Genomic DNA, 13,228 nt, shown 5'->3' on the forward strand with positions numbered 1-13,228 from the left:
GCTTCAGGATGGGAACATAGCAGAGCACTTTTTATGAGTGTGTGCCGCAAGTCTCTTGGCTTGGGTTTGTAAAAAACTCTTCAAATTCTTTTAACATTTCATAAAAATTTACTTCACCAATTTTAGGATTTTCTTTAAAATCATTTAAAATCTTTGAATAACCATTTTTTAAATCCTTAGATTTAACGCCGTAATAATTAGAAATAATTGCTTCTAAAAAAGCTCCAGTTTTATCACAAGCTTTAAGCATTTTTCCATCAATTGTATTAAAACAATCTTCATTATAATCGTTAGGATTTTGAATAATTTTTACATTTTCTTTATTTATTCTATTTTTAAATTCATCTTTTTTAATCTTACCATCTTCATTATAAATTCCTAAAAGATAAGCAAATTCAGCTCTTATATTATTAGGCACAAAAGGTAAAATCTTTTCATCAATTAATTTAAGCTCATAATCACTTATTATCTCACTAAGCCCATCAATTCCGTATTTAACAGGTGTAATAATATCTCTTGTAAGACTTTCTGGTAAATCGTGAAAAATAGCACAAAAGAAGTTACTAATAAATCTAGTATCACAAGCTTTTATTTTAAGACAATAAAAATAGCTTAAAACAGCTACTACTAACATATGTCCTAAAACACTTGTTTCAGGAATTCTAGGAGTTTGAGCCCAACGCTTTTGAAATCTTAAACGACCACTTAAATCAATTACCTTAGCTAATTTTTGATTTAATGATATTTTTTGAACTGCTAAAATTTCTAAATAATCTTCTAATTCTTCATCTAACTTAGCTTTAATTTCTTTATAATTACTAACATTTGGATATATAAATGAAAACTCATATCTAGTTGATAAATACCCTGCTGCTTTTAAAATAAATTTTTCTTTTTCGTGAGTTTTATCATTATAATAATCATTAAAAATTTTTAAAAAATCATCGTTTTTATTGATTAAACTAAATTGTTTTTGTATCCATTCATCTAATTCTTTTTGTTTTGTTTTTTTGATTTCATTTAATACATCAGGGCGAATATCAGTAACTATTACACGAGAAATAAACTCAACAACAATAGCATCAAGTAAAAATCTCATATCAATGTCTTTTTCACTTTTTGCTAAAAAATAAGCAATAATAGCCTTATGAGCTTGTTTATCAAGTTCAACTAAATTACAAATTCTAGGAAAATCATTCCATCTTGAAATTGAAGCAGCCTTAAAAATATGTAAAACAAGCTCTGGACTAATCATTATTTATCCTTTTTATCTTTTTTCTTTTCTTTTTTAATTTCCGTATCAGAGCAGCACTCAATCACCGTATGAACATTACCACGAGGATTAAAATCTCCAACTAATTTAATATATTTTGGTTTTAAACGCTTTTTAAGAGTATTATAAATCTTATTTATACTATCTTCGTGGCTTATGTTTTTGTTATAAAATGAATTAACATAAAGTTTAATTGCTTTAAGTTCAACTACCCATTTATTAGGTATATATTCTAAATATAATGTTGCAAAATCAGGATAACCACTTCTTGGGCAAAGACAAGCAAATTCAGGTAGAGTTATTTTAATAACATAATCATTTTTTTGCTTATTTTCCCAACGCTCTAATTTTTTACCTTTAATTTTTTTTATTTCTTTTTGTCCGTATTTTAATTTTTCTTTCATTTCATCTCCTTAAGATTTTTGTCCTTATAAAATAAAAAGCCTTGATAATAATCAAATTTAATATCTTTTGTTAAATCAAGTAGATTTTTATTATCAATAAATCTCATAATAGTTTTGATATTTAGGCTTTTACATAAATCATGCAAATTTTTATATATCAAAAAATATTTTTGATTTTGTATTTTTCTATTGAATTCAATATCAAATATTCCAAATTCAAAATCAAATCTTTTTAAATATTCTAATGAAGTAGATAATCCTATACGATTCAAAGCAAATGATACACCTAATTTTTGATATTCTTTAATTATTTCTTCAAAACTTGACAAATCATAATATAATTCATTCTCATAAAATTCAAAAATAATTTTATTTTTTATATAATTATTTTCTTTAAAATATTCTTCTAAAAACAATAAAAATTTTAAATTCCTTAAAAAATCAGCTGAAATTTTGATAATTACTCTATTATTAAAATTATAATTAATGCTTAAATAATTTAACAAATTTATATAATAGTTATATTCTAAATTCTGTTTAATAATTAAATTTTCTAATTTATTTTGTGATAATTTTTCTGGATAATCAGTATTAATTTTATAATTAATATAATAAATTTCTTCATCACCCATTAAACGCTGTAACTTTATCGTATAATCACTTTTTCTAATAGACAAATCAATGCTATTTGATATAATATTTTCTGTTTCTACATCAATTTTATCTTTTAATTTATTTTGAGCTTCAAGATATAATTTTGTAAAATTTCTGTCTGATTTTACCATTGAAAATTCTATTTTTAAATCAATTCCATCTATTCTATTTTTTTTTATATCAAAAAAAATTTTTTTTATTTCATGCTGCAATATTTTATAATTAATAGAACTTAAAATCATAAAATCTGAAGTCGTAATTCTACCTATAATTAAATTTTCATTCCATGAATAAAATTTATTAATTAATTTCATTAAAATTCTATCGGTATTTTCAAAACCTAATCTAAGTTTAATGTCATTTATATTCAAAATAGTAAAAAATACGACATTATCATCATTATTTAGATATTTTTTAAATTCACTTTGTAATAAAGTCCCAGTTTTTTCGTCAATAACATTTTTTTTTATAACTGAGTAAATTATAAAAATAAAATAATAAAAATATAAAAATATTAAACATAGTATAAATAAAACATTAAATAAATCTAAATCAATATTTATATACTGAAATAAATAAACACTTGAAAAAACTAATAGTAATAAAGGCATAATGAGCTTAATAGCTGCATCTTGCCTATTTTTTCTTTCAATTTTTTTACTAATTGTCATATATCTAAGTGTTTTACATCTTTAGCGTGTGCTTGAATATATTCACGGCGAGGTTCAACTTCATCTCCCATAAATAAATTAAACACTCCACTAGCCCTATCAAAATCATCAACACTAATTTGAATTAAACGGCGATTTTCAGGGTCCATTGTAGTTTCCCATAATTGTTCTGGGTTCATCTCACCAAGACCTTTATAACGCTGAATATAAGTTCCTTTTTTAGCATTTTTTTCAACTTCATCAAGAACTTCTAAGAAATCTTTATCATTAAAAATATTTCTTTCTTCAATTTTTTTATAAATATAAGAAGCTTCTTCAAAATATGGACTATAAAATAAATCATTATTTACAACTATTTCTTCTAAACCATTTTGAGTTTGAACATAGATTTTAATCTCATCTTCACTAAGATAATGATTTAATATATTAAATCCTTTTGCTTCTAAAAATTCTTTTGATACTTTAAAAATCTCTTGCATATTAAGAGCTAAAATATCAGGATTTTCAACATAATGTCTAATTAATTCAATCACATTAAAGCGTTTTTTAAGCTCATTTAAAATACTTCTATAAGCTGCTACAACCTTTAAGAAATCTTTTAAATCATTTGTTCCAATTCCACTAAATTCTAAATTCTCAACTCCAGTTTCAATCAAATAATCATTTAAAGCTTTTTCATCTTTTAAATATATTTCTTTTCTTTGACCTTTTTTATAGCGATATAATGGTGGTTGAGCTAAATATACATGTCCATTTCTAATTAATTCTTGCATAAATCTAAAGAAAAATGTAAGAATTAGAGTTTGAATATGAGAACCATCAACATCAGCATCTGTCATAATGATAATTTTATGGTATCTTAATTTTTCTATATCAAAATCATCGCCTATTCCACAACCAAATGCCGTAATCATATTTTTAATTTCATCAGATTTTAAGATTTTATCAAGGTGTGATTTTTCAACATTTAAGATTTTTCCTTTTAAAGGTAAAATCGCTTGAAATTCCCTATTTCTTCCTTGTTTAGCAGAACCACCCGCACTATCACCCTCTACTAAATATATTTCTCTAATTTCAGGGTCTTTTGAAGAACAATCAGCTAATTTTCCAGGTAAAGTCCCTACACTTATGCTTTCTTTTTTACGAGTTAATTCTCTTGCTTTTTTTGCTGCTTCACGACCTCTTGCAGCCATTAAAGCTTTATTCATAATAGCACGAGCATCGTTTGGATTTTCTTCAAAGAATTTAGTTAAAGCATCGTTTGTAATTTTATTTACTATACCACGAACATAAGAACTACCTAATTTACCTTTAGTTTGTCCTTCAAATTGTGGTTCAGGAACTTTTACACTAACTATTGCAATAAGTCCTTCTTTAGTATCTTCGCCTGTTATTTTTATATCTTTTTCTCTAGCAGCTGCATTTGCTTCAATATAACTTGTAATTACCTTTGTAAGCCCCATTCTAAAGCCTGCTTCGTGAGTTCCACCATCTGCAGTTTTAATGTTATTTACGAATGAAAATAAAGTCTCACTATAAGTATCATTATACATTAGTGCAATATCTACAACTACATCTTCTGCTTCATCATTAAATGCAATTACATTTGTAACAGCTTCTTTTTTATTTAAATCAGTTACAAATTGAGAAATACCACCATCATAATGATAAGTTTCGCTTTTACCATTTCTTTGGTCTTTAAAATTAATAGTAATTTGTGGATTTAGATATGCTAATTCACGAAATCTCTTAGCTAAAGTATCATAATCAAATTCAACTACTTCAAATATCTCAGGGTCAGGGAAAAACTCTATGCTAGTTCCTGTGCGATTAGTTGTTTTGATTATTTCTAGCTCACTTGTTGGAATACCTTTAGAAAATTCTTGTCTATGAGTATTTCCATCTCTTTTAACGGTTGCAATTAATTTAGATGAAAGTGCATTTACAACCGATACACCAACGCCGTGCAAACCACCACTAACCTTATAAGTATCTTTATCAAATTTTCCACCAGCGTGAAGAACGGTTAAAACAACGGTTAGAGTTGAGATATTTTCAGTTGGGTGAATTCCAACAGGAATTCCACGACCATTATCAGTAACTATACAAGAACCTTCTTTGGTAATTTCAATATCAATAGTATTACAAAAGCCAGCCATAGCTTCATCAATAGAGTTATCAACTACTTCATAAACCATATGATGAAGACCATTAAAGTTAGTATCGCCAATATACATTCCAGGGCGTTTTCTAACTGCTTCTAGTCCTTTTAATACTTTAATTTTACTTTCTGCATAATTTTCTTGCATTATTTATCCTTAGTTTTTATTTACTGTTATTATTGACATAAAATTTTTACTTTCAAAAATAACTGGAGCTGTTTTTGCAAAAAATTTAAAATCAAAGTTTTCATTTTCATTTAAGTTTAAAAAATCCATCATATATTTATTAGTTAAATTTATTTCAAAAGTTTCATCAATATTTGAATTTATTTCTAATTCGCTTACTACATTTGTTTCATTTAAATCATTTCCATCAATAGAATTATTTTTAAATATTATTTTATTATTTTCAAATGTTAATTCTGTTTTCATTGAAACTGCACTTAATTTTTTTATTTCATTTAAAAAACTTTCATTATTTAATTTTAATAATTGTGTAGGTTCTCTTTGTGGTATAACATCTTTATATGGTAAATAATCGATTAAAGCTAATTTTGTATAAAACATAAAATTATCATTTTCAATTATAAAATATGTTTTATTTTTATAAACCTTTACTTCTTCATTTAATAATTTCATTAATTCTAAAATAGATTTTTTTGTAATAATTATTCTATCTTCATTATCATTATTTGATTCAATAGTATATAAATTTAATTTTTTTGAGTCAGTTCCTACAAAAATTATTTTATTTTTTAAAATATCTATACATGCACAAGAAAATTGAAATGAAGTTCCGTTATTATCTATTGCTGGAACAATCATTTTAAATCCTTTATTTAACTCATTTGACGATATTAATATAGGATTTTTTTCATAATTATTTTCAATAAAATTAAAATCATATTTATTTATTATAGGTAAAGAAAAATTAGTTTTATTTTGAGTAATTTTTATAGATTTTTCTAATTTTTTAATTTTTATATTATCATTGTTTAGGCTTTTTAAAATATCTATAAATTTTTTGCCATTTATAAAAATTGAACCATTTTCTAATACATTACAATTTCTAATCTTATATTCAATACCAATTTCAGTATCACTTGCTCTAAGAGTTAATTCATTATCAAAAGCTATCAATTGTATTTGTGAATTAGTACTTGTATTATCTTTTTTTTCAACATAATTACTAACTATTAAAGCTATATTTTCTAATCTTTTTTTATCAATTATTATTTCCATTTTTAATCCTTTTTATGTATTCTATCAATTTTTATTAATATTCTTTATTTTTTGAATTTATAATTTTATTTTTTAAAATTTCAACATTTTCTCTAAAAGAATCATCATTTATAAGAATTTCATTAATTTTTTTAATATGTTTTGATACAGCACTATGGTCTTTCATTTGAAAATTAGTCGCTATTTGACTAATTGAATTTGATATTAATTCTTTTGCTAAAAATATTGCTATTCTTTTTGCCTTAACTATATTTTGTTTTTTGGAATTTGATTTTATATCATTAATTTTTATATTAAATTCATAGCTTATAACATTAAAAATATCTTCAATTTCTATATTTTTTTGTTTTTCTTTTACATATTCTTTTATTTGATTTTTTACTAATTCTAATGTTATTTCTTGTCCTGTAAATAAATGTATTCCTCTTATATTAGTAATAATACTTTCTAAATCTCTAATATTTTCACCTATATAATTAGCTATTGTATTTATCATTTCATCATTTAAATATATATCATTTACTTGACTTTTTTTCTTAATTATTGCTTTTTTAGTATCTAAATCAGGGACATCAATATTTGTTATTACACCATTACCAAATCTTGATTTTAATCTTTCTTCAATTCCATTTAAATTTTTAGGTGCCACATCTGAAGTCATTATTATTTGACCATTTCTTTGAATAATATCATTAAAAATATGAAAAAATTCTTCTTGAATTTTATCGGTATTACCTAGAAATTGAACGTCATCAATTAATAATAAATCACAATCTTTATATTGGTTATTAAAATTATCAAATTTTTTTGACATTAATGCATTTTGATAGTCGTTCATAAATCCTTTAGAAGTTTTATATATTACTTTTTTACCTATTTCTAAACATTCATGACCACTAGCTTGTAATAAATGAGTTTTACCTAAACCTGTATTTGAATGTATAAATATTGGATTAAAATCTTTACCAAATTTATTTTCATTAGTTATTGCTTTACAAATTTCATAAGCATATCTATTATTTTTACCTACAATAAAATTATTAAATGTATAACTTTCATTTAAAATTGAAATTTGTTTTTTTATATTTGCTAATTTTACTTCTTTTTTGTTTTGATTATTTTCTTGGTTTTTTATATAAATATTAATTTGATAATCATTTGAACTTATACTTTGAATTATATTTTTTATTATATTTTTAAATTTTGTTTCTATATGTTTTGCTATAAATTGATTAGGTGCTTTTATATTTATATTATTATCGTTTTCTTTTATTTCACATATTTCAAAATAATTTTTGAATTGACTTTCTCCTATTTCATTTTTTAGTTTTTCTATAATATTGTTAATCATTTTTTTAATCCTAATTTTATTTTTACCTTTGATGATGTGAAATTTAAGAAATTTATGTAAAAAGTTTCGGAATTATCCGTTATTAAGGTAAATAAACAATTATTTATTATCTTTTAAATTTCATATATTTTCACAAATTTATAAAATATTTCACGTTTTTTATTATTTTGTGAAATTATTTATAATCTTAAGTATGGTTTTTTAATTATATTTTTGATGATTTTGTCGATTTTTATTCTATTAAAATTGTAAATTTATTGTTTTGTGAAATTTATTTTACAATGCTAAAATATTGAAAATATCAATATATTTTTTATAATTACACATAAATTTCACAAGGATTTCACATATGAAAATTTTAGGATTTGACCCAGGAACTAGATTTTGTGGATATTGTCTTTTAGAAAAAAATGGCAGCATAAATACTCTTTTAGAAGCAGGTCTAATAAGATTTAAGAGTAAAGAATTAATAGATAATATTTTAGAATTAAACGAAGCTTTAGAAATGATTTTTGAAAAAGTTCCAAATGCTAGTGTGGCAGTTGAAAATATATTTTTTGCTTATAATCCGCAAAGTGTTTTAAAACTCGCACAATTTCGTGGAGCAATGTTGCTTAAAATCTTACAAACTTATGGGAATTTTAGTGAATATACAGCTTTACAAGTTAAAAAAACAATCACAGGCAAAGCAAAAGCAGAGAAAGAACAAGTAGCTTTTATGGTTAAAAAACTTTTAAAAATTAATAAAGAAATAAAACCACTTGATATAACCGACGCAATGGCGGTTGCATTAACTCATAGTTTTTCAATTAAGGAAAAAATATGAAAAAAATATTTTTTATTTTAATATGCTTAAATTTATTTGCTCTTGATTTAATAAAACCAGTAGTCTTAAATATTAATAATATAAATATTAGCGACTATTTAGTAAGTGAAAAATTAGATGGCGTTAGGGGTTTTTGGGACGGTAAAAAATTATATTCTAAAAATGAAAATTTATATTATCCACCAGATGATTTTGTAAAGAATTTTCCACCATTTGCTATTGATGGAGAATTATATTGTGATACTGATTTTGAAGATATTATAAGTGATGTAAAAAAATCTAAATTTCAATGTGTTAAATTATATGTTTTTGAAGTTCCGAATCAAAAAGGTAATTTAGAACAGAGATTACAGGTTTTAAAAGATTATTTAAAAATTTATCCAAATGATAATATTAAGATTATTCCACAATTAAATTTTAAAAACAAAGATGAATTTTTTAAATATTTTGATGATATTACAAAAAATGGTGCTGAAGGCGTTGTTTTGCATAAAAAAGATACTAATTTTGATACAAAAAAAGGTGATAACATAATTAAATTTAAAAAGTATTTTGATGATGAGTGCGTAATAACTAAGATTAATTACACTAAAAATTTATTAAAAAATTATGAGTGTAAATGGGATATACAAAATGCGCAAAAAGCCTTAAAAACTAAGAAACAAAAAGAATTATTTAATAGCAAAAAGAATGAACAATATATTATAAAAATCGGTTCAGGTTTTAATAAAGAACATAGAGAAAATCCTTTAAGTATAGGCACAAAAATTACTATAAAATATTATAAAATTAGTAAAAATTTAAAACCAATTCACGCTGTTTTTATAAGAGTTAGAAAGGATAATTAAATTTTTATAAAAGTTTTTGTAAATGTAATATAAAAATTACAATTTTATTAAGTTACGAAATTTAAGTTAGTTTGTTTTAAAATTATTATGAATAATACCGATAAGTTAAAAATTTAGAAAATTATTTATTATAAGCTTTATTTATATGACACTAATAAGGAGAAAGAATGGCTTTTAAAAACGCAATTATTGATGATAGATTAGATAAAAAATACTCACTTGCGTATATTTACGGAGAACATACTAATAGTTGGTATGGCAGACAACATCATAAATTTCCTTTTGAAAAACGCATTGTAATAGATGAAGAATTAGACTGCTGGTTTATAAGATGTATGAATTTTGATGACCCTGAGCTAGACCATGCAAAGCTTAGTAAGTCTTTGTGGATTTTATATTATAAAGGCGAGCATATAAGGATAGTTTTAGATTATGATATCAAACAAGAGATTGATAATGTAGTTTATAATAGAGTTTATAAAATTCTTTCTATAAGAGATAATAAAACATTAAGTGAAAAAGAAATAATAGCCTTATTAAGAGAAATATTAGCTGTTTATAAATGGGACGGAAGCTTAAATAATGATAAAGAATTTAAAGCATATATAATAGATGAAGTATTAGGAGATGATGAATGAAATTATTTGTTGTAAAAATGTAGTTTCTCTAAAAGAATTTAAATTAGTGATAAAATCACAAGTATTATCTGATACAAAATAAAACATTTTGTTACAAGGAAATTAAAGTGGAAATTATCAATAAAAAGTGTGATATTTGTTCTTGTAAAATCTCAAAATTAACTTATAAAAAAGATTTAGGATTTATTAGTCTAAAATGCCCTAATTGCAATGCCTTGTATAGATTAAAAGACAAAATGTCTTTTGTTATGATAGATGCTGCTTTAGTGGATATTTCTCGTTGGGTTTGTGTATTGCTTTCTGTTGTTCCTATTGCTTTATTGGATAAATTTATTAATAGCAGAATTATTCAAGTAGCAATATGGTTTTTTAACTTTTTTGATTATTGCAAGTATTTTTTTCATTCATTCATGATTATTTAGAATTGTTTATATTTTCAAAATTTGTTTTATTTGATAATAGTGAAACAATTGAAATTAAAAAATCTAGGTTAAGCAAATTAAAAGACTTTATGATTAATCTTAGTAAAAATATAAATATATTTTATAAAAAGTGTGATATTTGTTCTTGTAAAATCTCAAAATTAACTTATAAAAAAGATTTAGGATTTATTAGTCTAAAATGTCCTAATTGCAATGCTTTTTATATTTTAAAAAGCAAGATTAATGGCTTTTCTTTTAGCAATGCTTTGAGTGTTATTTTTGGTTTTATTAGTGCTATTATTACAATAATTTTTGCCACTTCAAATAAGAATTTAGCTAATGAAAATTTTGTATTTTTTATCTTTATATTATTTGCGATTTTTTTAATATCTATCGCTATTTTTTCTATTATTGAGCGTTATTTTAATATATTTATATTTTCTAAGTTTTTCTTGGTTGAAGATTTGAGTAAAATCAAAGCTAAAAGTAAAACAATAATAGACTATATTTTAAGCAAATTTAAATTCTTATAAATCATCACAAGCTTTAATTTATCTACACTATTGATAGGTATTCAATGCTTGTTTTAATGATTGCTTAAAGCTTTCTTGCAATGTTTTTGGTTTTAATATTTTTATATCAGGCAACCAACTTTTAACAAATCTTAATATTTCAAGCTCACTTGTATATTGTATATCTATTATTAGTGGATTTTCTTGAATTATTATTTGATATTTAAAAAATTTTTTCATATCTTTTTGAAAATATTGTTTTATATTGTCGCTAATTTCTAATGTAGCCGTATTTACATTATCTAAATTATTATAATTACTTAAAGCATTATTTAATTTTTTTAGTTTTATATCTAATTTATCTGGAATTTCTATGTCTTTATAGTTAGAGCCAATAATTTCAGTGATATCTTCAATAAATGCTAATCTCTTAAGTTCAATGCTTTCATTTTCTTGTTTTACTAAAGCATACCAATTTTTATCACTATAAATTATTTTTAGAAAAATTACTTTATAAACTTCATTGCTTTTCATTGTAATAGTAGCTTTTAATTTTTTATTCATTAATTTGAAAATTTTTTTAGTATATTTTAATTCTAATTCACTCATTTTTGTATCTATTAAAGGATTATCTAGACACATAAAGTTATTTTTTAAATCTTTTGTAAGTTCTGCTATATTGTTAGAATTCAATGTTTTTAATGTATTAAATGCTAAAAATTCATCATAATTATATTTTTTATCTGTAAAAAATCTCAAAAAATCATCATTTAAATAATCAGAATTTATTATGTATTTAAATGGGCGTTTTTCTTCATATATTTTAATATATTGACTAAGATAATTTGATACTTTAATGTTTTCAATGATTTTTGAAATGCTTTGTTTTGAAATATTATAATTTAGTTTTACCTTTAAATACCTAGTTATATCTTCTCTAGTAGCACCTTTTTCGCCTTTTTCATAAATTATTTTTATAATATTTAAATATAGAGTGAAGTTATCTAAGTTTGCGGGTTTTCTTTTGGTTTTTGTTCTTATCATTTTTATTCCTTATTGTTTTAGTCAATAATAATAGGACTTTAAAATTATATTATTTCATTGTTTAATAAATACAACGAGATTAAAAGGAGAAAAAATGGAAATAAAAATTAGCGAATTGGCTTTAAAAATTATAGCAGGCACAATAACAACGATAGCATTGGCAATAATAAGCTCAAATAATTCAGGTAATTCAAATCACTTAGATAATACTCTTGATGATTTTGATGAGTTATTAAAATAAATCTAAAAGTCAAAATTTAATCAAAAGGAGAAGTAAAGAAAATCAAAAAAATAATATATTTAATACTAAAATCTAAATTTATTTGATAAGAATATGTTGTAATACATAAACATTCTTAAGAATATGTATTACAAAAATACTTTTTTATAATGAAAATACATTAAAAAATCATTATCACTATAATCAAAATATTTCACTTATAATTGCATAATTTTATCACCTTTCTTATTTTAAACTTCCGTTTCTTTATATGTGATTTTTTTATTTTTATACCACTTTTGAAATTTTATATGTCATTTGACTTTTACAAATATCAACCATGTTAATGCAAAGGCTGGATTTTTTCAATCCCCTAAATCGGGGCAATGTTCTCTAACTTTATACATAAACTTGTTAAAAGTGCCTTTAGTGGTTTCAATCCCCTAAATCGGGGCAATGTTCTCTAACAGAACAATTTAGATTTTGCGCTTCCAACTTTAAGTTTCAATCCCCTAAATCGGGGCAATGTTCTCTAACAAAGTATAGTAAAGAGCATATAAATTTAAATAATAGGTTTCAATCCCCTAAATCGGGGCAATGTTCTCTAACAAAAGTAAGGTTAGGTATAGAAATATGCTTAATAGTTTCAATCCCCTAAATCGGGGCAATGTTCTCTAACTTTATACATAAACTTGTTAAAAGTGCCTTTAGTGGTTTCAATCCCCTAAATCGGGGCAATGTTCTCTAACAGAACAATTTAGATTTTGCGCTTCCAACTTTAAGTTTCAATCCCCTAAATCGGGGCAATGTTCTCTAACAAAGTATAGTAAAGAGCATATAAATTTAAATAATAGGTTTCAATCCCCTAAATCGGGGCAATGTTCTCTAACAAAAGTAAGGTTAGGTATAGAAATATGCTTAATAGTTTCAATCCCCTAAATCGGGGCAATGTTCTCTAACT

General features: G+C 23.2%; 13 protein-coding genes and 1 CRISPR repeat array. Of the genes, 6 read left to right on the forward strand and 7 right to left on the reverse strand.

Annotation, left to right across the window (positions count from 1 at the left end):
- Positions 1–31 precede the first annotated feature (31 nt).
- The 6 genes from NY022_RS02825 to dnaA are packed head-to-tail and all read right to left on the reverse strand — an operon-like array spanning position 32 to position 7,757.
- Positions 32–1,255 carry an HD domain-containing protein gene (locus NY022_RS02825; RefSeq protein ID WP_267523460.1) on the reverse strand — a complete coding sequence of 408 codons (1,224 nt, stop codon included), beginning with the start codon at positions 1,253–1,255 and terminating at the stop codon, positions 32–34.
- Positions 1,255–1,677, reverse strand: coding sequence for a preQ(1) synthase (gene queF, locus NY022_RS02830; protein ID WP_214119961.1), 423 nt, complete (start codon positions 1,675–1,677; stop codon positions 1,255–1,257). Before queF ends, NY022_RS02825 begins: the two co-directional genes overlap by 1 nt.
- Positions 1,674–3,002 carry an EAL domain-containing protein gene (locus tag NY022_RS02835; RefSeq protein WP_267523461.1) on the reverse strand — a complete coding sequence of 443 codons (1,329 nt, stop codon included), beginning with the start codon at positions 3,000–3,002 and terminating at the stop codon, positions 1,674–1,676. Before NY022_RS02835 ends, queF begins: the two co-directional genes overlap by 4 nt.
- Entirely contained in the window at positions 2,999–5,311 is a 2,313-nt protein-coding gene (gene gyrB / locus NY022_RS02840; protein WP_214116169.1) for a DNA topoisomerase (ATP-hydrolyzing) subunit B, read from the reverse strand. The genes NY022_RS02835 and gyrB overlap by 4 nt, the downstream gene beginning before the upstream one ends.
- A 9-nt stretch (positions 5,312–5,320) precedes the next feature.
- Complete coding sequence (gene dnaN / locus NY022_RS02845; RefSeq protein WP_267523462.1) at positions 5,321–6,406, reverse strand: DNA polymerase III subunit beta; 1,086 nt, start codon at positions 6,404–6,406, stop codon at positions 5,321–5,323.
- Positions 6,407–6,440: 34 nt separating this feature from the next.
- Positions 6,441–7,757, reverse strand: a complete 1,317-nt coding sequence (gene dnaA, locus NY022_RS02850) for a chromosomal replication initiator protein DnaA (protein WP_267523463.1) — start codon at positions 7,755–7,757, stop codon at positions 6,441–6,443.
- A 349-nt stretch (positions 7,758–8,106) separates the two neighbouring features.
- Between dnaA and ruvC the strand changes: the two genes are divergently transcribed.
- From ruvC to NY022_RS02875, 5 genes are all read left to right on the forward strand, one after another.
- Positions 8,107–8,583 carry a crossover junction endodeoxyribonuclease RuvC gene (gene ruvC, locus NY022_RS02855; RefSeq protein WP_267523464.1) on the forward strand — a complete coding sequence of 159 codons (477 nt, stop codon included), beginning with the start codon at positions 8,107–8,109 and terminating at the stop codon, positions 8,581–8,583.
- Positions 8,580–9,431, forward strand: coding sequence for a DNA ligase (locus tag NY022_RS02860; protein ID WP_267523465.1), 852 nt, complete (start codon positions 8,580–8,582; stop codon positions 9,429–9,431). Before ruvC ends, NY022_RS02860 begins: the two co-directional genes overlap by 4 nt.
- 167 nt (positions 9,432–9,598) lie before the next feature.
- A complete protein-coding gene (locus NY022_RS02865; RefSeq protein WP_267523466.1) occupies positions 9,599–10,069 on the forward strand; it encodes a hypothetical protein in 471 nt (156 codons plus the stop codon).
- A gap of 107 nt (positions 10,070–10,176) precedes the next feature.
- Positions 10,177–10,491, forward strand: a complete 315-nt coding sequence (locus tag NY022_RS02870) for a hypothetical protein (RefSeq protein WP_267523467.1) — start codon at positions 10,177–10,179, stop codon at positions 10,489–10,491.
- Entirely contained in the window at positions 10,455–11,024 is a 570-nt protein-coding gene (locus NY022_RS02875; RefSeq protein ID WP_267523468.1) for a hypothetical protein, read from the forward strand. Before NY022_RS02870 ends, NY022_RS02875 begins: the two co-directional genes overlap by 37 nt.
- Positions 11,025–11,051: 27 nt before the next feature.
- Here NY022_RS02875 and NY022_RS02880 read toward each other — a convergent pair whose 3' ends face one another.
- Complete coding sequence (locus tag NY022_RS02880; protein WP_267523469.1) at positions 11,052–12,047, reverse strand: WYL domain-containing protein; 996 nt, start codon at positions 12,045–12,047, stop codon at positions 11,052–11,054.
- Positions 12,048–12,141: 94 nt separating this feature from the next.
- Between NY022_RS02880 and NY022_RS02885 the strand changes: the two genes are divergently transcribed.
- Positions 12,142–12,288, forward strand: coding sequence for a hypothetical protein (locus tag NY022_RS02885; protein WP_267523470.1), 147 nt, complete (start codon positions 12,142–12,144; stop codon positions 12,286–12,288).
- A 341-nt stretch (positions 12,289–12,629) separates the two neighbouring features.
- A CRISPR array of direct repeats spans positions 12,630–13,227; the repeat unit is 36 nt; unit sequence GTTTCAATCCCCTAAATCGGGGCAATGTTCTCTAAC.
- The last annotated feature ends 1 nt before the right edge of the window (position 13,228 follow it).

Source organism: Campylobacter sp. MG1, from assembly GCF_026616895.1.
GTDB lineage: Bacteria > Campylobacterota > Campylobacteria > Campylobacterales > Campylobacteraceae > Campylobacter_E.